The 22,352-nt window shown below is 41.9% G+C and carries 17 protein-coding genes and 1 pseudogene; 13 read left to right on the top strand and 5 right to left on the bottom strand.

The features are described from left to right. Positions 1-185 precede the first annotated feature (185 nt). Positions 186-1,577, bottom strand: a complete 1,392-nt coding sequence (locus tag V7K56_RS30790; RefSeq protein ID WP_334916883.1) for a malic enzyme-like NAD(P)-binding protein — start codon at positions 1,575-1,577, stop codon at positions 186-188. A 445-nt stretch (positions 1,578-2,022) separates the two neighbouring features. Between V7K56_RS30790 and V7K56_RS37310 the strand changes: the two genes are divergently transcribed. From V7K56_RS37310 to V7K56_RS30775, 3 genes are all read left to right on the top strand, one after another. Next, a complete protein-coding gene (locus V7K56_RS37310) occupies positions 2,023-2,220 on the top strand; it encodes a helix-turn-helix domain-containing protein (RefSeq protein ID WP_442940280.1) in 198 nt (65 codons plus the stop codon). Between the two features lie 156 nt (positions 2,221-2,376). Continuing rightward, a complete protein-coding gene (locus tag V7K56_RS30780) occupies positions 2,377-3,816 on the top strand; it encodes a TonB-dependent receptor plug domain-containing protein (RefSeq protein WP_334916881.1) in 1,440 nt (479 codons plus the stop codon). Next, a complete protein-coding gene (locus V7K56_RS30775) occupies positions 3,768-4,340 on the top strand; it encodes a TonB-dependent siderophore receptor (protein ID WP_334916879.1) in 573 nt (190 codons plus the stop codon). Before V7K56_RS30780 ends, V7K56_RS30775 begins: the two co-directional genes overlap by 49 nt. 396 nt (positions 4,341-4,736) lie before the next feature. Here the strand turns inward: V7K56_RS30775 and psbA are convergent, their stop codons facing one another. The 3 genes from psbA to V7K56_RS30755 form a co-directional block, all read right to left on the bottom strand. Then, complete coding sequence (gene psbA, locus V7K56_RS30765; protein ID WP_334916877.1) at positions 4,737-5,819, bottom strand: photosystem II q(b) protein; 1,083 nt, start codon at positions 5,817-5,819, stop codon at positions 4,737-4,739. Positions 5,820-6,160: 341 nt separating this feature from the next. Continuing rightward, positions 6,161-7,660, bottom strand: a complete 1,500-nt coding sequence (locus V7K56_RS30760; RefSeq protein WP_334916875.1) for an MBOAT family O-acyltransferase — start codon at positions 7,658-7,660, stop codon at positions 6,161-6,163. A 128-nt stretch (positions 7,661-7,788) separates the two neighbouring features. Next, on the bottom strand, positions 7,789-10,806 hold the full coding sequence (locus V7K56_RS30755) for a DUF1574 family protein (protein WP_334916873.1): 3,018 nt from the start codon (positions 10,804-10,806) through the stop codon (positions 7,789-7,791). 617 nt (positions 10,807-11,423) lie between these two features. Between V7K56_RS30755 and V7K56_RS30750 the strand changes: the two genes are divergently transcribed. The 6 genes and pseudogenes from V7K56_RS30750 to V7K56_RS30725 form a co-directional block, all read left to right on the top strand. Beyond that, positions 11,424-11,678 carry a hypothetical protein gene (locus V7K56_RS30750; protein ID WP_334916871.1) on the top strand — a complete coding sequence of 85 codons (255 nt, stop codon included), beginning with the start codon at positions 11,424-11,426 and terminating at the stop codon, positions 11,676-11,678. A gap of 84 nt (positions 11,679-11,762) precedes the next feature. Next, entirely contained in the window at positions 11,763-14,849 is a 3,087-nt protein-coding gene (locus V7K56_RS30745) for a phosphoenolpyruvate carboxylase (RefSeq protein WP_334916869.1), read from the top strand. 179 nt (positions 14,850-15,028) lie between these two features. Beyond that, the gene (locus V7K56_RS30740; RefSeq protein ID WP_334916991.1) at positions 15,029-15,283 is read left to right on the top strand and encodes a hypothetical protein; all 255 of its coding nucleotides are present in this window, start codon (positions 15,029-15,031) and stop codon (positions 15,281-15,283) included. A 135-nt stretch (positions 15,284-15,418) separates the two neighbouring features. Further along, complete coding sequence (locus V7K56_RS30735; protein ID WP_442940292.1) at positions 15,419-15,838, top strand: aspartyl protease; 420 nt, start codon at positions 15,419-15,421, stop codon at positions 15,836-15,838. A gap of 345 nt (positions 15,839-16,183) precedes the next feature. Then, positions 16,184-16,489: a small RNA NsiR4-regulated ssr1528 family protein gene (locus V7K56_RS30730; protein ID WP_334916865.1), complete on the top strand. Its 306-nt coding sequence runs from the start codon at positions 16,184-16,186 to the stop codon at positions 16,487-16,489. Between the two features lie 320 nt (positions 16,490-16,809). Then, positions 16,810-17,109: pseudogene (locus tag V7K56_RS30725) on the top strand (aldo/keto reductase); the annotation flags it as partial. 7 nt (positions 17,110-17,116) lie between these two features. Here V7K56_RS30725 and V7K56_RS30720 read toward each other — a convergent pair. Further along, positions 17,117-17,344, bottom strand: coding sequence for a hypothetical protein (locus tag V7K56_RS30720; protein WP_334916863.1), 228 nt, complete (start codon positions 17,342-17,344; stop codon positions 17,117-17,119). A gap of 110 nt (positions 17,345-17,454) precedes the next feature. Between V7K56_RS30720 and V7K56_RS30715 the strand changes: the two genes are divergently transcribed. The 4 genes from V7K56_RS30715 to V7K56_RS30700 all read left to right on the top strand — a co-directional run. Next, the gene (locus V7K56_RS30715) at positions 17,455-17,829 is read left to right on the top strand and encodes a hypothetical protein (protein ID WP_334916861.1); all 375 of its coding nucleotides are present in this window, start codon (positions 17,455-17,457) and stop codon (positions 17,827-17,829) included. A 258-nt stretch (positions 17,830-18,087) separates the two neighbouring features. After that, entirely contained in the window at positions 18,088-18,531 is a 444-nt protein-coding gene (locus tag V7K56_RS30710; RefSeq protein ID WP_334916859.1) for a hypothetical protein, read from the top strand. Between the two features lie 756 nt (positions 18,532-19,287). After that, the gene (dxs, locus tag V7K56_RS30705) at positions 19,288-21,195 is read left to right on the top strand and encodes a 1-deoxy-D-xylulose-5-phosphate synthase (protein WP_334916857.1); all 1,908 of its coding nucleotides are present in this window, start codon (positions 19,288-19,290) and stop codon (positions 21,193-21,195) included. A 582-nt stretch (positions 21,196-21,777) separates the two neighbouring features. Further along, on the top strand, positions 21,778-22,352 hold a 575-nt coding region (locus tag V7K56_RS30700; protein WP_442940277.1), incomplete at its 3' end, for a calcium-binding protein.

Genomic DNA, 22,352 nt, shown 5'->3' with positions numbered 1-22,352 from the left:
ACAAAGTGGTGGCGTTTTAGATGTGTTACTTTGCTCCTAAATTTAGTAGCCCCAACTCATCTAATCACCAATCATGCATCAATTCTCATCTGTTTAACATCAGTTCATAGCGCAAATTGATTGCAGCCTAAAAGCTCAGGGACAGGTGAGATGCCCATCCCATAAAAGTGATTCTTATTAGTTAATTAATTTCGAGCGATACCTTCTTCACGCGCAGCACGTTGCACAGCAGCAGCAACAGCAGTGACAACGCGCTCATCAAAGACTGAAGGAATAATATGTTCCCGATCCAAGTCTGAAGGCTTAACTAAAGAGGCGATCGCACTTGCAGCTTCCAGGTACATTTTGATGGTAATTGTCTGGGCCCGACAATCTAAAGCACCACGAAATACCCCAGGAAAAGCAAGGACGTTATTGATTTGATTTGGGTAATCACTGCGACCGGTCGCAATCACAGCAACATCTTTACTAATTAATTCTGGCTGAATCTCTGGAATCGGATTTGCCATTGCAAACACAATTGGGTCTTTCGCCATCGATTGCACCATTTCTGGTGTCAAAACTCCTGGTGCGCTGACACCAATAAACACATCTGCTCCTTGCATTGCACCCGCTAACGTACCCTGAGCTTTCACAGCAAATTCAAGTTTTTCCTCTGTCAAATCGGTGCGACTGATAGAGATAATCCCTTTAGAGTCGCACATCCAGATTTTTTCTGCACCAGCTTTTCGGAGTAACCGAGCGATCGCCACTCCCGCAGCCCCAGCACCGTTAATCACAATGCGGATTTCCGCTATTGATTTATGTACCAGTTTCAAAGAATTAAATAATGCTGCCAAGGTGACAATTGCTGTACCGTGCTGGTCGTCATGAAAAACGGGAATATCTAATTCTTGGCGTAGTCTCTTTTCAATTTCAAAGCAGCGAGGTGCAGCAATATCCTCTAAATTCACGCCCCCAAATACCGGAGCGATATTCTTAACTGCTTGGATAATTTCTTCTGTATCTTGGGTGGCGAGACAAACGGGAAAAGCATCCAGCCCCGCAAATTCCTTAAATAGCATTGCTTTGCCTTCCATGACAGGTAGGGCTGCTGCTGGGCCGAGATTTCCCAAACCCAAAACGGCACTACCATCAGTAACAATAGCAACGGTGTTTTGTTTGATGGTTAAGTTGTAAACTTCTTCTGGGTCTTGAGCGATCGCTGTACAAATTCGACCGACTCCAGGCGTGTAAGCCATTGCTAAATCAGACACACTTCTTAAGGGAATTCTACTGCTAATGCTGATTTTGCCCCCACGATGCAAATTAAAGGTGCGATCGTAGACACTGAGTAACTTGATATCTGGCAATGCCTTGATTGCTTGCACAATGGTTTCAGCGTGTTCAGTACTGGCAGCATCCACAGTCAGATCGCGGGTGGATTCTTTGCGGGTTTGCTCGATCAAATCAATTTGACCGAGATTACCACCAGTAGTTGCGATCGCCTGTGTTACCGACGCCAACATCCCGACACGATTGGGAATCTGCAAGCGCAGTGTCAAACTAAAACTAGAATTGGGAGTTAGGTCTGCCATGTTGATTTTGGATTTTAAGTTTTAGATTTTATATTGAATTGAGACAAAAACTAAAATCTGAGATTTGTAATCTGTGGAAACACAATGTATGTAAACTCTTAGGATAATCATCAGTAGTTAGTTTATCCACTGCTCCCAGTTTTGATAATTATTTTTATTTATACCAATGCATTTACTAATATAAATGAGTAACAATTTAGTAATTGTACCCAAATACACCAGATATTTTTTTATATTTTATCTGTATAAATATTTGTATAACTATAGCTTCATGCATGAAAAAACGCTCTCTGTCTTAAGGGCGCAGTGAATTTTAACTTACATTGAATGTTTACATCACGCCAAAGCTATTTTAAATCAAACGCTGCCAAATCCACCTTCTCTACTAAATTTAGCCAAACAAATCGGACTTAATGACTTTAAGCTCAAACGGGGATTTCGAGAAGTGTTTGGAACTACGGTGTTGGGATATGTGCAATTCTTACGGCTAGAGCAAGCACAACAGCTACTCAAAGACACTAATCTCACAGTTGCGGAAATTGCTTCTCAAGTAGGTTACGAAAGCATAACTCATTTTAGGTGTCTATTTAAGCGGCAATTTGGCATGACTCCTAGAGAGTATCGTCATCACAAAGGCTTGTAGCAAAAAGGACATCCCGATTCCGCTTCAAAAAATCCGGTTTCAGTATATATGTGAGCACTCAATTTCCCTTATTCTCATAAATAGGGTTTAGATAAAAATTATTCTCAAAAATAGACTCTGTTCTGTTTTGAAAAATACGATTAGGTGTGTGGAGTGATGAAACTGGTGCGTAGGCGTAGCCCGTCGAAGACATTGCTGTTTATTTCCTGTTTTTTTGTTGCTGTTGTCATACAACCAATTCAGGCAAAGGAAGTAACTAAAATTCATAGTGTACAGGAACTTAACCGTTCCGCAAGAACAGTCAAACAATGGTTTGCTCAGATAGAACAGCAGAACCCAAAAGCCCAAAGCCAAGAGGTTGAAATTGTACAAGTGACTTCAGTGAAAGCAAATCCCACCTCTAATGGCGTGGAGGTGATTTTACAGACCTTAAAAGGGCAACAATTGCAAGTAGTGAATCGCAGTTCGGGTAATAACTTTGTTGCTGATATTCCCAATGCTCAACTGCGTTTACCCAACGGTGATGTATTCAGATTCCGCTCAGAAAAACCAATTGCAGGTGTTAGTGAAATAACGGTAACAAATTTTGATGCTCAGACTATCCGGGTGAGTGTGACGAGGGAAGCAGATGTACCAACTGTTGAGTTGTTTGACAGTCCGGATGAAGGTATCATCTTCTCTGTGGCAACTACTGCATCCAGAGCACAACAACCTCAAACGCAACCAACTCCTGAACAAGAGCAACCTAGTCAAGCATCACCAGAAAGTAATGAACCGATTGAACTTGTAGTGACGGGTGAACGAGACGACGGCTATAACCCCTCACGAACGAGTGTCGGAACCCGCACTGATACGCCCTTGCGAGATATTCCCCAAACCATTCAAATTGTACCGCAACAAGTAATCAAAGATCGTAATGTTACTCGGTTGCGAGATGTGTTAAATAATGTCAGTGGTGTTGCACTGAACAGTGGAGACTATGGTGGCGAAGGGTTTGGCGTTGGTGACTATTCAATTCGGGGCTTCTCGGCACAAAACACACTCAATGGTTTTACAGGTACAGCCTCATCAGGAGATTTTTCTAACGTGGAACAGGTTGAAGTGGTGCGCGGTCCAGCATCTGTATTATTCGGAGCGGGCGAACCCGGAGGTATAATTAACGTTACCACCAAACAACCGCTATCAGAACCATTCTACGAGTTTGGCTTCAATGCTGGCAGCTATAATTACTACCGAGGAACGGCTGATCTTTCCGCTCCACTCAATTCAGATCGAAGTCTGCGCTATCGCCTGAACATTGCGCTTCAGGATTCTGATAGTTTTCGAGACTTTTTAGGGACAAAGCGATTCTTTGTTGCACCTACCATCGCTTGGGATATTAGCGATGATACAAAGCTTACCCTAAATTTTGAATACCTGAATCAAGAAACAGGATTTGATGCTGGAGTCCCAGCGTTGAGTAATGGCTCGTTTGTGCTGCCGATTAATCGTTATTTTGGCTATCCTAGTGCAAATGACATTAACCGACACGCGGTACTCAGTATGAGGTGGGCATCAAGGGCGATTTTCTCGATGGGAAACTCTCAGCACTTTTAGCCGCTTACAACATCACAAAATCCAACGTATTGACAACCGATCCGGTCGATCCTAACTATTCGATTCAGGTAGGAGAACAGCGCAGTCGCGGTATTGACTTGAGCGTCACGGGTGAAATCTTGCCAGGTTGGAATTTGACAGCAGGATATTCTTACATTGATGCGATCATCACTAAAGATAATACTTATGAGGTGGGCAGTCGGCTGAGAATTACGCCAACTAATTCTGCTTCTTTGTGGACAACCTATAAAATTCAAAGCGGCGATTTGCAAGGCTTGGGCTTTGGGTTTGGCGCATATTTTGTTAGCGATCGCCTCGGCGATCAATTTGATCCGCCCAACTTAAAGCTACCTGCCTACACACGATTCGATGCGGCTCTATTCTATCGACACAACAACTGGGAGGTAGCAATTAATGCTGAGAACTTGTTTGATGTAGAATACTATACAAATTCGCGCTATTCTGCTGCAAATTCTCCAGGTGCCCCTTTTACGATTATCGGGTCACTAACCGTGCGGTTTTAATTGAGAAAACTAATCTCGTATCTAGTGACATTATGCAAAGGAACATCTACTTTTAATTCTAAAAATTGGTCTTAAGTTTGTGGGCATTGTGGGATTACTGTTCACAATCTTAAGCATTACAGGCATCATCTTATGGCCTGGTTGGCGTAAGTTGATTGCTGGCTTCAAAATCAAATGGAACACATTTAGCGACAAGCTGCAAAGCGGCTATGCATCCTCAATTCCTTTAACGATTTGCACTATGGCATTTACTTATTACTAGTTTTTTGATGTGGAAGCATTGTTATCGGGCAAAATCTCCTACAGAATTTATTAAACGATCTGATTTAAGGTAGTTACAACTAAAAAGCACCCCCCATTACTGGGGGGCGCTTCTTATTTAGCTAATCTTCAGTATTAACCGTTGATAGCAGGAGCAGTTAGAGCTACAGGAGCAACTTCACCAGCCGCTAAATCTAGAGGGAAGTTGTGAGCGTTACGCTCGTGCATTACTTCCATACCCAAGTTAGCGCGGTTGATTACATCTGCCCAGGTGCTGATGACGCGACCTTGGGAGTCAATGATTGATTGGTTGAAGTTGAAACCGTTCAGGTTGAACGCCATCGTGCTGATACCTAAAGCGGTGAACCAGATACCGACGACAGGCCAAGCTGCTAGGAAGAAGTGCAGTGAACGGCTGTTGTTGAAGGAAGCGTATTGGAAGATTAAACGACCGAAGTAGCCGTGGGCTGCAACAATGTTGTAGGTTTCTTCTTCTTGACCGAATTTGTAACCGTAGTTAAGGGATTCGGTTTCGGTGGTTTCACGAACCAAGGAAGAAGTTACTAGAGAACCGTGCATTGCTGAGAACAAACTTCCACCGAATACACCTGCCACACCTAACATGTGGAAGGGGTGCATCAAGATGTTGTGTTCTGCTTGGAACACAATCATGAAGTTGAATGTTCCAGAGATACCCAAAGGCATACCATCAGAGAATGAACCTTGACCGATTGGGTAGATCAAGAATACTGCGGTAGCAGAAGCCAAAGGTGCGCTGTAAGCTACGCAGATCCAAGGACGCATACCTAAGCGGAAAGAAAGTTCCCACTGACGACCCAGGTAGGCAGCGCAACCTAGCAAGAAGTGCAAGATTACCAATTGGTAAGGACCGCCGTTGTACAACCACTCATCTAAGGAAGCAGCTTCCCAGATTGGGTAGAAGTGCAAGCCTATAGCGTTTGAAGAAGGAACAACTGCACCAGAGATGATGTTGTTTCCGTAGATCAAAGAACCTGCAACTGGTTCGCGGATGCCATCAATGTCCACAGGAGGAGCAGCGATGAAAGCAATTACGAAGCAGGTTGTAGCAGCTAGTAGGGTTGGGATCATGAGTACACCAAACCAACCGATGTATATGCGGTTGTCGGTGCTGGTGATCCACTCGCAGAAGCGATCCCATACGTTAGCGCCGGAGCGCCGTTGTAAGGTTGTGGTCATTGTTTTATGAGTGCTATGGGTTGTTAAAAATGAAACAAGCGGTTTTATTTTCGCCTGTTAAGTACAGTCTACATGAATTTACTTGGATGCGACCTTTGACTTAATATTCTGTAACATAATTCTTTAACAAGCTCATCGAACTGTAAAGTTTTTCAATGGTCATAAAAGTAATGGATTAAGGCTTTTAAGCCATTTCAACAATAAACTAGCTATCACTTTTTTAATGATGCGATCGCTTAGTTACTTTCCTTTACACTTCTTTACAATTAGCTAATGGGACAAATTTTAAGTCTTGCTGATTTGTAACAAGATAATAAGTTCTATGTTGTCTAATGGTTCGGTTAAAAATCAAAGTAAATGTAGGGCAAACTGCCTTCAGGAGCTAATAACCAAACAGCGTAGAAACATAGGGGGACGAATACAAGCTTCAGAGGCCAGTTAAACTCTAACTTCAGCATTCGATTGAAGGCATAGACTATAGACATAAGAGCAGCTAAACCTAGAAGTACCCAAGCGAGTTGGGATTGGCTCATATTTAAGGCTTCCACATAGACTTTTTCAGCAAACTGGGCGTCAGCCGGATAACCCCAAAGATGCCGAATTACCAAAGAAGAGTCTTGGAGATTAGGTAGACGGAACCAAATCCAAGAGGTAAAAACCATCAGTTGAGTTAAAAACCAAGCGACAAAGATACCCAGAGGATTTTGCCAGAATTGTTCTAGATTTTCAAAGCGATCGCTTATAGAATCTGTAAGTCGATGAACCACCAAAGCTAATCCGTGGAATATCCCCCAAACGACATAACCCAAAGCGGCACCATGCCAGATACCAGCAATTAGCATCACAATAAATAAATTCCAGCAGGTACGGACTAAACCCCGACGGGAACCACCCAAAGGAAAGTAGACATAGTTACGTAGCCAGTCTCCTAGAGTGATATGCCAGCGTCGCCAAAATTCCGAAATATTGGTACTGAAATAAGGAAAGTCGAAATTTTCAGGTAGAACTAAACCGAAAAGCATAGCACTACCACGGGCAATGTCTACGTAACCGTTGAAATCTAGATATAACTGCAAGCCATAAGCGAATGTAGCTAACCACAAATCGGTACTACCCGCACGTTGCAAATTACCAAAACATAAATCGACGAAAATTCCCAAGTGGTCTGCAAAAATACCTTTTTTGACTGCACCCCTAGCAATCAACCACAGCGCTTGGGCTACTCTATTGGTACTGGGTAATTCTAGTGTATTAAATTGATTTGCTAAGTTGTGGTAGCGCGTAATCGGCCCTGATATCAGTTTTGCGAAGAATAATTTGTATGTAGCAAATTTGAGAAAATTATTAGTAGCAGGGGCACCTCGATACACATCTATTAAATAAGCAATACATTCAAAGGTGAAAAATGAAATTCCCAAGGGTGCAATTAATTTAAAAGAGCTATCTGGTGAGGTTGTTTGGACATGAAAAACAAATTTGAATAAAGGGGTAAAATACTTAAAAGCTAATAACAGTAAAACATTTAGAATTATACCCACCCACAAAACCTTTAGACGGCGACGATTCCAATCAACTTGAGCAAATTGCCACTCTTCATTAGAAATCTGCCAGTCAAGAGAATGTTTTCCTGGTAATGTGTTGTTACCAATTTCCAGCCCTATACGAAAATTAATAAACGTTAATGCTAATAGTAATGGTATGTATTGAATGTGCAAAGATGCATAGAAAACCAAACTAGCAATTAGCAGAGTCCACAATCGCAATTTATGTTGTGCTAAAGACCAGTAAATTCCTAACACACTCAACAGGAACAGCCCATAGAAAATTGATATAAAGTTCATTTTTTACTTATTTGTCATTGGGAATGGGGCATTGGGCATGGGGCATTGGGCATGGGGCATGGGGCATTGGTTATTAATCAATAATTATTCTTCCCCTTTTCTCTCATCCAATTCCCCACTCTTACTCTCTATTTCACTGGCCAAGGAATCATCGGATCGTTAGCTAGCTTTTTCGAGACTTCGTATGCACCAAAGCGGTTGAGGTGGCTAGGATCGGAAAAGAAATCATTTACTTTTGTCCACTGTTGGCTCAAATCACGATAAATAAAGTTGGGATTAGTAGCCAAACGTAACATATATTGCTGAAATTGTTGCTCATATTGTTTACGCACTGGATCTAAATAATCTCCTGTCAGAGGCATATTCACAAACACTAAAGAGATTTTCTTAGACTGGGTAAACTGAAGCACTTCTTGAAAAGCAGTATCTTGCTGTCCTTCTACTTGGAAAGATTTATAGTCGTTGTCATAATTTCCGGTAACTCTAGAATGTTTTTGATAGTATCTTGCAGGATTAAAGCGAATAGATAAGGGTAGAAAGCCATCAAAGTCAACCGCTTGCTGGGAAATACTTTCATCTAAAGTACCGTCTGTCAACTGTTTTTGTGATGTAACTGTCTGATTATTACCAAATATGAGCAATTGTTTTTGTAGTAAGCTTTTAATTTGGTCGCGGTTTTGATAGCTAGCAGAAATAGATGCTAGAGCCTGATTTAACGATTGATTTACAGCTTCATAAGTACTAATCTCCTGTTTTTCTTCGTTTGTTTTTTGTTCTCCCGAATTTACCGTATTTTCTGGTAAATCATTGCTACTTGCCGTTGTTAGTGTTTTTTCAAATGCTTGTTTATAACCAGCTGATGCAGCAAGCGATTTGAAGGTAATATCCTCGCGCCCACCGTTGAAAGCACGTGCACCATCTGCCCAGATAATTATTTTGGGTAGTTCTGATGGTTCTAAGACGTGACGAATCACAAAGTCTACAACTTGTGCCGTAGCACCGTTAATCCCAAAGTTAAACACATCAAGATTTGGATAGCCTTGAGTTGCTAGAGCTTTAGAAAGTGCTGCGGGATCTACTCCTCTGAGGGCGCGGGAAGAGCCAATAATCAATATATCTGGCGGACTACCAGTTCTAGCTAAACGCTGTTTATACAGTGCTAGTTGCTCGTCTAACTGCCTGACATTAAAACTTGGCATCTGCGATCGCGCTGCTAAAAGAATAGCTGTTGCGGTTGCTTTTTCCTTCAGTGGTGCGGCTGGCAAATTATTTTTTGGGGTATCATCACTCTGGGTAAATTCCGAAGCATTAAATACAGAACTCTGATTTGGAGGAGATTTTGTCTTGGAAGTGCTGCTAAAAAATGTCGTTTTCTGACTCTGATTTTTTCCAGATGTCAAAGATGCCTTTTGCTCGGAAGATGAAGATGCGAGGGTGGCACTAGCGACTTTTGGCGAACTGGGCGTATTACGTGCAATAATTTGACCCAATACCCAATCAGTTTGGACGGTGAGTAATAATCCCAGCGTTCCCCAAACCAGAGCAGTTTTAATTCCTTGAACATTATGGTTATGTTCGGCTGACTCGTTGCTTTCGGTAAATAGCTGGCTTTTCAACAAGAATTTTCTTGCAGTTGAAGTTGCCGTTGCTATCCAATCTCGCGCTACTTCTGTTACAAAATTTTGAACTTCTTTTGTCGTTAAGTCTGGGCGCAAAATTGGCTCACTAGTATCAGGTGTTACTAAGTCGCCTATGTATATAGAAGTAGCAGCAAATTCTGGGGTTGCTTCTGGAACTAAACGTTGGCGATGTTCAAGATCGACGCCATAATGCCAAAAAGGTTCTTTATTCCCAGCACGGCGACCGTAGACACGTACTCCCATAATACCGGGAATTTTTAAATGGCGGATAAACTGCGTAATTTTACTTACTACTTGTTGCCGCAGTGGACAAATAGGTGCATCACACATAATGTGCAATAAACCATGTCTATTCAGTAGAAGTACGCGAATTCCGCCTGTTAATAGTCGCCAATCCAAATCAGGATTGAGTAAGCGCTCTAGTAAAAAAACGATCGCTGGTTCATCGCCAGTATTTGCCAAATCAACTGGTGATATGGCAAAGGCGGGATGGTTGGCTGCGGGTAAAGTCAGCCAATCAATCCAAGTGGGTTCCTTGTCACCTGCTTTTTGTCCGTATACGGTGGCGGCGAAAATGGCTTGAGGAGCGATCGCTTCTAGCTGCGGTAAAATCGCCTCTAAACACACTACCTTGTCTGGAATCGGGGCAGTTCCTAAAGGATCGAAAGCTGGAATACAAAATATATGTAGCGTTGATTCTTTTAGAGAAACTTGGACACCAACTTTTAACCCTGATAGTACTTCAGCTAATAATCGAGCGATCGCTTGGACATCCCCCCAACGCGCCCACTCTTTAAGCATCACTTCTGGTGGTGTCAAATCCACCCGTAGCAGCCAATCAGGGGCAGTTTCGCCGCTTACCTGAGAAACAATTACAGCATCTTGGTAGCCGGAAAGCTTGAGATAACGCAACTTTTGTGCTATTGGTTCAGCAAGCAACGATGCATCAGGGCTATAGCTTGACTGGCAAAATATCCACAGACGATTTTCTTCTGGCTGAGAATTCTTTGGCTTATATAGCTTAATCTTTGCCTGTATTGATACGCCTAGCGTACTCAGAGTTTCGCTGAGATATCGAGCGATCGCCTCTGGATTACCTTGGCGTGCCAAACTTTCGTTAGAGACTATTAGCGCCCCACCCGATTGTTTTGATTTTTCTGAGTCTGCTAGCAGCGCTTGTTGCACCTGATCGAGATGCTTATCTATTTGATTTAAGTGAACCCGATGGCACCATGAGGGGCGGTGTTCCCCTTTTCTGCGGCCATAGACAAATACTTGATATATTGAGGTTTGTTCGCTGTTTGTGAGGATATCTAAGTTTGTTTGCTGTAGTGCTTGCAGCAAATCAGACAAAGTACGCCAACGCTGCGGACATTCTGTACCTTCACAAAGAATATGAAGGTCATTTCCCCGCAACCGGACTTTCACTCCGAAAGTGTTGATCCCTGTTGCTTGGCTTACCCATTGCACTAAGGATTGCTGGCGATCTGGTACTACTGTTTTCATGCTCAGTTAACTTTACAGTCAGCGATGGTTGGGGGATAGTGGCTACACTTGTAAACTAGAACCATAGGTTTATCACACTCTGACGTTTTTTTTTAACAATTTTGTTACCTTCGTAGCTAACAAAATCGGACAAGATAGTCTTGTATAGGTTGCAAGTCTGACTAATGTTGAGTTTTGCGTTTATTTTACTAATAGGGAGTCAAAAATCAGAAGTTGGAAGTTAAAAGAGACGAGATTAATCGCGTCTGTACAGGAGGCATGAGTCAGAATAATTCTATATGACTGGCTGATAACTTGTCCTTTAAAACCGGACTCATTTCCCAATGTGCTAACGCCCCTGATAGGCAAAACAAACAACAAGCTGATCTCATTTAAGCTCCGTCCCTCAATTGTTGGAGTCATTTTAACTCCTGTAAAGACGCGATTAATAAGCCAGCGCGTTGCGGTGAGGGGGTCGCAGTCTTGGCGGTTCCCGTCGATTGCGTTAGCGACGAAGGAGCGTCACCCCCGAACCCGAAGGGGGGTTCCTCCCGTTGTAGCGACTGGCGTCGTGTCTCTCCTAACAAACGCGATTAATCGCGTCTCTACTCATAAATTCCTATAACCAAAAATTAGCAATGCCTCCTACCAACCAACAGTCTTCACCTAAACCCGCATCCAATCTGGATTTGTTTCCCATTTCTCAATCGTTATTTTTACAAATAGGTACAGCGTCTATATTACTGCTGTTGCTTACTGGAAAAACTACAGTAAGAGCACTGGAAGCCATAGGAGAAGCTAGTGAAGAATTATTTCGAGGCGATCGCCTACCCAATCTAGACTTCCCAGATGAACACGAAATCAATCAAGATGAGAAGATATACACCAAATAATTATTTGCTCAGGAACAACCCGGTAAGCACTAAGTACAAAACCTAGAACCGTAAACAGTAATTAGCTTTACAACAATAGAGAATATGGGTTCCCTTTTATACTCTTCGTCTCAAACTGCGGATATATACCCGGTGTCGGAATTATTTTTGCGTCATCGTCTCCAGGTAGTGGAAGAATTGTGGGAGTCAGTTCTCCGGCAAGAATGCGGTCAAAATATGGTAGACCTGTTGCGTGAATTGCGCGATTTATGTTCGCCAGAAGGACAAGCAACAAATGACCAAGCATCCTCGGCCGTCAAACTAATTGAACAACTAAATATCAACGAAGCAATTCGCGCGGCTCGTGCTTTCGCTCTGTATTTTCAGTTGATTAACATCATCGAGCAGGAATACGAACAACGGCAGCAATTGAGTCGGTATGAGGCAGAAACAGAAGCTACAGAGCCAGAAACACCAGCCAATGTTAATTATTCCTCCAATCAAAGAGAAGATGATGCGCCTGTTAGCAAGGGAATAGCAGCAGCCTTCCTCAGAAAGAATTATCTTGAAAAGGGGCAAGTCAAACCAAAAGGTACTTTTGCTGCCTTGTTTCCCTATTTATTCAAACTGAATGTCCCACCACAGCAAATTCAACGTCTAATTGCACATCTGGATGTGCGCTTAGTTTTTACAGCGCACCCGACGGAAATTGTTCGTCATACCATCCGGGATAAGCAGCGACAAGTGGTACAACTTTTGCAAAAACTGGATACTTTAGAAAACCATTCTGGAACTACCCCAGGAGCATATCCTTGGGAAGCAGCAGATGTCCGCGAACATTTGCTCGAAGAGATTCGCCTGTGGTGGCGTACAGACGAACTTCACCAGTTCAAACCGACAGTGCTAGATGAAGTAGATTATGCCCTGCACTACTTTCAAGAAGTTTTATTTGATGGCATTCCCCAACTGTATAAACGTTTTAAACACACTCTATCCAATACTTTTCCTTGGCTAGAACCACCGAGTAAAAACTTTTGCTCTTTCGGCTCTTGGGTAGGTGCAGACAGAGACGGGAACCCATCAGTCACACCCGAAATCACCTGGAAAACGGCTTGCTATCAGCGCAAAATGGTCATTGGGAGATATATTCAGTCAGTGAAAAATCTGATTGAATTATTGAGTGTGTCGATGCACTGGAGTGATGTTTTACCAGACTTACTGGAATCTCTAGAATTGGATCAGTCTCAGTTAAGCGAGGTGTATGACGCACTGGCACTGCGTTATCGACAAGAACCCTATCGGCTGAAATTGGCTTACGTGCTGAAACGGTTGGAAAATACTCGCGATCGCAATCTAGCTTTGTACAATCGGGAAACGCCAACAAATCAAGACAGCCCCCTATATCGTTCGGGAGCCGATTTTTTAGCAGAACTGCGAATGATTCAGCGCAACTTGACAGAAACAGGTTTAAGTTGTCGAGAACTAGAAAATCTGATCTGTCAGGTAGAAATTTTTGGCTTTAACTTGACACAGTTAGATATCCGTCAAGAATCATCTCGTCACGCCGATGCACTCAATGAAATCCTGGAATACCTGCAAATATTACCCCAACCTTACAACGAACTATCCGAGGAGCAAAGAGTTGCTTGGCTTACAGGCGAACTGCAAACCCGCAGACCATTAATTCCGGCAGAATTGCCATTTTCCGAAAAAACCAACGATGTAATTGAAACCTTTCGCGTCGTGCGATCGCTGCAACAAGAATTTGGTCTTAACATCTGCCAAACTTACATTATCAGTATGTGCCGCGAGGTGAGCGACGTGCTGGAAGTATTGCTTTTAGCCAAAGAAGCCAGACTTTTTGACCCCGCCATTGCCGTCGGAACTATTCAAGTTATCCCCCTATTTGAGACAGTAGAAGATTTACAACGCTCCAGAAGCGTCATGCGAAAACTGTTTGAACTGCCGTTATATCGCGCTTTATTAGCAGGTGGTTACGAACAGACAAAAGCAGAAGGTGTAGATGAAAATTCATCCTCTCCTCCTCCCCTGCTCCCTTCCCTCCCTGCCTCCTCCTCCATCACCCCCAACTTACAAGAAGTAATGCTGGGGTATTCTGACAGCAACAAAGACTCTGGTTTTTTAAGTAGCAACTGGGAAATTCATAAAGCTCAAAAATCACTGCAAGAAATAGCAGAAAACTACGATTTGAATTTGCGGATTTTTCACGGACGCGGCGGTTCTGTGGGACGAGGTGGGGGCCCTGCTTACGAAGCGATTTTGGCTCAACCAGGTCATAGTATCAACGGGCGAATCAAGATTACCGAACAAGGAGAAGTTTTAGCTTCCAAATATTCCTTGTTGGACTTGGCTTTGTATCACATGGAAACCATTACTACGGCTGTGATTCAAGCTAGTCTGTTGCGGACAGGGTTTGATGATATTGAACCCTGGAATGAGATTATGGAAGAATTAGCAGCGCGATCGCGTCAACATTATCGCGCCCTAATCTACGAACAGCCTGATTTTGTTGATTTCTTCCACGAAGTAACTCCCATTGAAGAAATTAGCCAACTGCAAATTAGTTCCCGTCCCGCACGCCGTCCATCTGGTAAAAAAGATTTAAGTAGTCTGCGAGCCATTCCTTGGGTATTTAGCTGGACACAAACTCGCTTTTTACTTCCTTCCTGGTATGGTGTTGGCACAGCATTACAAGAATTCCTGAACGCAGAACCAGAAGAACACTTGAAATTGCTACGCTACTTTTACGTTAAGTGGCCATTCTTCAAGATGGTGATTTCTAAAGCCGAGATGACTTTGGCAAAAGTAGATATACAAATGGCACACCACTATGTCCAAGAACTCTCAAAACCAGAAGATCAACTTCGTTTTGCTAAAGTTTTTGACCAAATTGCCAGCGAGTTCTATCTGACAAGGGATTTGGTGTTAAAAATCACCGATCACAATCGACTGTTAGATGGCGATCCTGTATTGCAACGATCTGTGCAGTTACGCAATGGCACAATTGTCCCCTTGGGATTTATCCAAGTTTCACTACTCAAGCGCCTACGGCAGTCCCAAAATACTGCTACTTCTGGAGTAATTCATTCTCGTTATAGCAAAGGCGAGTTACTGCGAGGAGCATTGTTAACTATTAATGGTATTGCTGCTGGAATGAGAAATACAGGTTGATCGGGAATGGGGCATAGGGCATAGGGCATTGGGCATGGGGTATAGGGATGAGGGAGAAATGACCAATGACAAATGACAAAGCGCAAAGTCTGAGCGGAGGAAACCTCCGCTCAGACGGCAGTTCCTTTAAGCGGGGGAACCCCGCCAACGGACTGCCTCAACTTTGTAAGAGAGAACCAATGACAAAAAATAAAATTTTAATTTGCACTTTATTGGCGCTGTTATCAGGTTTTTTTGGTGCTTACACTAGTGGGCAAATCACCATTATGCTCCATAGCCAAAAGTGCCAAAACCAACCTTGGGGTTTAAAGGAGATGTGCAACGCTTGGATTACACCAGGAGCAATGTGGCAAGGTAGCACAACAGGACTTTGGACAGGTACTATCTTAGGGGCTTTTGTTGGTGGTTTGGTGACGCGGGAAACTCGTTACTAGCAATTCAAGCTATCTCTCGTTTGCGCGATCGCTTCAGCATAGAACTTTCCATGCGAAATCAAAGAGATATCAATCAAATTGCCATAATCTAACTTCAAGGAGAATAATATTGTGGCAACAAATCCAACACAGACAATGGGCAAAGTCACAACTAAAATTACAGTTGCAAACCGTATTGACCAAATTTTAGCCGAACGAGGATTTATTTCCTCAGAGCAAATTCGTTCGGTTACATTGAATAATGTTTTAGTTGATACTGGTGCAACTCGATTATGCTTGCCAGAGAACATTATCAGTGAATTAGGACTAGTATTCCAAGGTGAGGTTGATGTCAAAATTGCTGTAGGGATACAAAAAGTTCGTATATTTAGAGAGTTAAACCTATTAGTTCAAGGTCGGGAAGGAACATTTAATTGTATTGAATTACCAGCAGGTTCAGACCCATTGTTAGGACTAATTACTCTAGAAGACTTAGGGTTAGAACCAGATTTAAAAAATCAACGTCTTAGAGTTTTACCATTAGAGGGAAAAGATACTTATCTGACGGTACTTTGAAATCCCCACAAAACAGAATTCAACAATTCAGATTCAGAATTGGTGAATACTCTTGGTTTAGTGACGCGCGAAACTCGGAATTAGCTAATGGATAAATTTCTCACGCCAAGACGCCAAGAAGCAAAGAATTGCATTTAATTAAGATCAAGTACCCAAAAAGTTATCTCATCACTCTTTGACAATCTAAAATCCGTCTTGAAAACCTTTGATCAGCGCAAGCCGGCGCTCAAACTTTTCGCAAAATCCAAAATGCTATGCTTTTCTAGCAACAAAAAAAGTCCCTAAGCAGCTTTGGTGTCAGCAAGGCTGGTAAAATCTACCCATAGCGAAGAAGAGTAAATCACCATGCCTACCGAAACTAACCCAGGGAATCAAACTACTACAGGGGCTGATGCAATTGATGAAGCGATCGCACAGGGAATTGATTTTGATGGTTCTCCTATTCCGCCTGCCAAGCTAGAACTTTATGGTAAAGTTATGGCGCTAGAAAGCAATAGACAGCGCAGTGGTGTATCTAATACGATGCGATCGCGCATTGTGCGAATTGGTGCAAAACACATTCCCCAAGCAGAACTCGACCAATTACTCGTAGATGCTGGTTTCGCACCGCTAAAAGAGAAAGAAATTGCCTTTTTCTATAGTGGTAAATAAATAAAGTTAGGAGTTACAGCAGAATTCAGAAGTCATAAGGCAGCTATGTTCCCACGCTGAAAAACGTGGGATTGAAATCAATTTTTTACCTCACACATCCTAAATTGCCATCGGTATTTTGGCTTCTTGAGTACTTTCCTAATCTCGTCGAAAAGTGTATCTTCAGCAAGATATTGTCAGCTTTGCCTTGTGTTTGAATTGGCAGATGGTTATATGTACTTGAGTAATAGCTGAAAGACTTGGAGAATACATGTCAGGAACTACGTCAAATTCAGAAATGCAATATCGAGTTATCGGTAGCACAGGGGAGAAAGTTTCCGCCAATTGAGTGTTTACACTATGCGTTGAATCTGCCAACATCGGTTGTGATTACCGGAATTGACAGCATGGAAATTCTAGAGCAAGCTTTTGAAGCAGTGCGGACGTTACAGCCAATGAACGACGAGCAAGTGCGTAGGCAAAGCCCGTCGTAGACATCGCTCTTAGCAAAAACGGCACAAGCAGCTTTAAGCGGCGAGTTTGAGCCGTTTAAAACCTCATCAATCTTTGATAGCACTGCCCAAAATCCAGATTGGCTGGGAGAGGAACCACAGCGTATTCAGCAATTGATGTCAGCGTGATGCTCTCTTAGTGTTGTCTGTGGGGGAAGTTCACAAGATAATACAACAATAAAGTATCTTCCAGTTTAGTAATTGCGATCGCCACCTTATCTAATGCAACCCCCTGCAATGCGATTGTTTTGTCTAACAATGCCATTGTTTTGATTGACAATGCGATTATTTCGGCTGACAATGCCATTGTTTCGCCAAACAATGCGATTGTTTCGGCTGACAATGCCATTGTTTCGACCTGCAAAAATTAACTCACGCTTTTTTAACCTTGTTCTATCTAAAAATCTCATTTTACTGTTAGATTTTTTGTTGTAATGGGCACATTGAACGTATACACTATACCAATATACTTATATGCCCGCCCAAGATAAAACCCGTTGTTTGCCTTCTCAATCAATTAGTCAAGATATAAACTCATTTCACGGTTTGCAAACCATCAGCACATACAACACAACCCGTACTGATGCCTCTGTAGCAAATTTACAGCAATCTTATCAAACTATGTTAGCGCAGCAACAATCCGAAACTGAAAAACTAACTTTATATCGTGCTGCGACCGATGCTGCGCGATTAGCAGAATGGGAATTTCATAATGCTGTATTAGCGATGAAAGAAGTAATCCGCGGACAATATGGTTCAGATAGCGATCAAGCTCAAGCCGTTGGACTGAAGAACAAATCAGAACGCAAGCGTCCTAATCGTCAAAAGTCAGTTGCGATTGCAAGTTAATTAACTGAAAGGCGATCGCTAACTTTTCTCTCAGTGGGTTAGCGTAGCTCACCGTAGGTATTGCCCATGTCGAAAAATTGTAATTCGTTTAAACCGACCTTTGATTACTAAAAAATAATCTTTACTCAAAATTCAATCTATCAAAATAGTGAATTAATTTCATAACTATTGATGCGAGAACTTCTATCTAGGGAGTGATATAGTTAACAAGCTAAATGAAGTAGAAATAGTATGCTAAATCACATGAGATTGTATTGTATGAAATTCAATTATGTTGCAAAACAACTTTCCACAGTAAAACGCTGGATGGCTACAACATTGCTTTGTATGTTAGCGATCGCTTTTGTTTGGCAAGGTGCATTTTTCTCCAACACCTCAGCAATGGCTGCTCCTGCTGGAACCTTGATTGCATATGATGATGCAGATCGTGCTCAAGACAAAGCTAGTAGAGATGCTGGACGAACCAAAAATTTCATTGATGATACGGCAGATAAAGTTAAGGACGCTGCCAGGAGCAATGCCAGTAAAGTTGACCAATCAACAGACAATGGTAGTTTTATTGGGCGTAAAGCTAAGAATGATTCCGCTACAATTCAGAGAAGAGCAAATGAAGATGCATCTCGGACTAAAGAAGCAGTAGACAACACAAAGAATGTTGTTGAACGTACTGTTGAAAACATTAAGGATGCTTTTGGTCAATAGAGATATAGATATAGAAATCCTATTGGATTCGTGAAAATCGAAAGCTTTAAATTTCCGACTTCTTTAAGAAGTCGGAAATATTGTTGTTTACGAGTAATTTTGGAAAGTCTTAAGTTAAATCAATATTATTACAGCAATTTACAGGTAGTTAAACATTATGGTAGGGATGCAGAGCTAGCTGTGCATCCCTACAGGGAATTGTAGTTAAAGCCTCTTTTCCAGTTGGAGACTTTTAACCAGATATAGAAAAAATTTCCTAAATCAAGTTAGATAAAGTAATCAAGTAGCTTTAGATACATATTTTTCACAGTTATCGTAACTAGCGATCGCTGATAAAGTTAGCTGATGTCACCGAAGAATAGTAGAAACTCTAGTTAAATATTTACTAGCAATTATGCTAGATATATAGCTATAAATAAAATATTTGATTTTCTTTTGTACTAACTTAAGATGGCAAAATTGAGTAATCTGCTTAGGGAAATTCCGCAAATTACTCTTAAAAAACTTGTTTTTCTATACGCATAATAAGCATTTTTTAAGTAGCATTACCCACGAAAAAATGTGTTATAACTTTAACTGATTGCAATCTTCTTTGACGAATTGTTAATGGTTAACAGATTTTTCACCATTATCAATTAAGAAGTTATACTTTCCACTACAACTTAGTAACAATCTAAGAGTTTAATTCTGTGTACAACCCGACCGTGGGAAAATCAAAATACCGAGACTCGAAGTTAGAGAGGAAAACCTTATAATATGCATCTGAGCGAAATCACCCATCCTAATCAGTTGCACGGTTTATCTGTTCGCCAACTGCAACAGATTGCCCGTCAGATTCGAGATAAGCATCTTCAAACAGTAGCAGTTAATGGTGGACATTTGGGGCCAGGGTTGGGTGTTGTCGAATTAACACTAGGACTTTACCAAACACTGGACTTAGATCGGGATAAAGTGATTTGGGATGTAGGACACCAGGCTTATCCCCACAAACTGCTTACAGGACGTTACGATCGCTTCCACACCCTTAGACAAAAAGACGGAATAGCGGGTTATCTCAAACGGGGTGAAAACAAGTTTGACCACTTTGGGGCTGGACACGCTTCTACAAGTATTTCAGCAGCATTGGGCATGGCTTTAGCGCGAGACTTGAAAGGAGAAAAATTTAAAGCCGTTGCTGTGATTGGGGATGGGGCACTAACTGGTGGCATGGCTTTAGAAGCGATCAACCACGCTGGACACATGCCGAAAACCAACCTCTTGGTTGTTCTCAATGACAACGATATGTCCATATCTCGCAACGTCGGTGCGATCCCCCGCTATCTCAACAAAATGCGCCTCAGCCAACCGGTGCAATTTATTAAAGATAATCTTGAGGAACAGTTGAAGCAAATTCCTTTCGTTGGCGAATCCCTCTCACCCGAACTCGGACGCATCAAAGAAGGTATGAAGCGTTTGGCTGTTCCAAAGGTAGGTGCAGTTTTTGAAGAACTCGGCTTTACATACATTGGGCCAGTGGATGGACATAATCTCGAAGAATTGATTGCCACCTTTCAACAAGCACATCAAATACCAGGCCCAGTTTTAGTACATGTGGCAACAGTCAAAGGCAAAGGTTATGAAATTGCCGAACTAGATCAAGTTGGCTACCACGCCCAAAACCCTTTCAACGTAGCAACTGGTAAATCCATTCCTTCTAATAAACCCAAACCTCCGGCTTACGCCAAAGTCTTTTCTCACACTCTGGTGAAACTTGCCGAACAAAACCCGAAAATTATCGGCATTACTGCGGCTATGGCAACGGGGACAGGTTTAGATAAACTTCAAGCAAAACTGCCTAATCAATATGTTGATGTCGGCATTGCGGAACAACACGCAATTACTTTAGCAGCAGGACTTGCAAGCGAAGGTATGCGCCCGGTTGCAGCTATTTATTCCACCTTCTTGCAACGCGCCTACGACCAGATAATTCATGATGTCTGCATCCAAAACCTGCCAGTATTCTTCTGCTTAGATCGGGCGGGAATCGTCGGATCTGATGGCCCCACTCACCAAGGTATGTATGATATTGCCTATCTGCGTTGCATTCCCAACATGGCAATAATGGCACCGAAAGACGAAGCAGAACTGCAACGCATGGTAGTAACTGGTGTTAATCATACCAGTGGGCCGATCGCAATGCGCTATCCTCGTGGCAATGGCTACGGCGTTCCCTTGATGGAGGAAGGCTGGGAACCTTTGGAAATCGGCAAAGGCGAGATTTTGCGTACAGGCGATGACGTGTTAATCGTCGCTTATGGCACGATGGTCTATCCAGGAATGCAAGCCGCGGAAATTCTCAGTGAACATGGCATTGAAGCAACTGTAATTAATGCGCGTTTTGTTAAGCCTTTGGATACCGAGTTAATTTTGCCTTTAGCAAAGAAAATCGGACGTGTTGTCACCTTAGAAGAAGGCTGTGTGATGGGTGGCTTTGGTAGTGCGATCGCGGAAGCTTTACTAGATGCAGATATTCTCGTTCCTGTCAAGCGATTCGGTGTACCAGATGTGTTAGTAGATCATGCTGAACCAAATGAATCTAAAACAGAATTAGGTTTAACTAGTCATCAAATAGCAGAGAGAGTTTTGCAAGCTTTCTTTAAACGGCAATTATCTACTGTTGTTTAGCTAATTCTTTGTAGAATGAATCGCCCACACTTATGACTTAGGTGTGGGCGATCGCTTATGAAAACGGCAAGTCTAGTATTAGTATATTCAAGTTATGCGATCGCCTACATATCTACAATTCTAGTGTTTCTGGATTAAAGTTTTATTTGATACTGTAACAGAAAAATCTTAACTATTTAAGCTATTTAAAATTTGTCGCTAAGAGCCAATCGTACTGTCGCTACAAGCAAGTGATTTTAGTCAATTATCTAAAATCATCAAGTGTTAAATGATTACTCCAATTAACTTTGGTAGCTCGATTGTCTGTATACCACCAAATCTAGTTAATGAGCAGAATTTATATACCATCGGTTTAGTAACAGTATCAATGTATTAGCAGCTGATCGTTAAATAAATTTAGTTGTGCTGTATCCTTATTCTGTTTCGGTCATTTGAAAAAGTGGTCACTTTAATGGTACTTGTATCAAAAATTATCCAGTATTTTTAAATATAATAATTAATATTTGATATCAAATATTGAGCTAACAAACATGATGTAATATATTACATTCTGCTTTAAAACCGAAAAAGGACGGTAAAACTATGGCTATTCAAGGAACAAACAATAATGATAATTTAATTGGCACTTATGGAAATGATGTTCTGTTTGGGGAACAAGGAAATGACCGTTTGGAAGGTGGTTTGGGTAATGATACCTTCTATGGTGGTGTAGGGAATGATGTCTTCAACTTTAAATACTATCAACAAAACGATGTCGTGATCGATTTTGTCCGAGGACAAGATAAAGTTGATGTGAGAAACCTAAATATTAGTGATTGGACTACCCTGCAAAAACTAATTAGTAATGATGGGCAAAACAATGCTTTGATTAAAACTTATTTTGATGGTTATTCGTCGCAACTGAAACTCAATGGCATCAATCCTAGCCAACTGCAAGCTAGTGATTTTATTTTGAATACTGTTAATTTGGCTCAAACTCTTGATGGTGATGACTATTATGGAGATCAATTATTTGGCGGTTTAGGTAATGATAACCTCAGAGGATTGAGTGGTAATGATGTCCTGTTTGGGGAACAAGGAAATGACCGTTTGGAAGGTGGTTTGGGTAATGATACCTTCTATGGTGGTGTAGGGAATGATGTCTTCAACTTTAAATA

The organism is Nostoc sp., from assembly GCF_036917535.1.
In the GTDB taxonomy this organism is placed as follows: Bacteria; Cyanobacteriota; Cyanobacteriia; order Cyanobacteriales; family Nostocaceae; genus Nostoc.
This window is presented reverse-complemented; position numbering and strand designations above follow the sequence as displayed.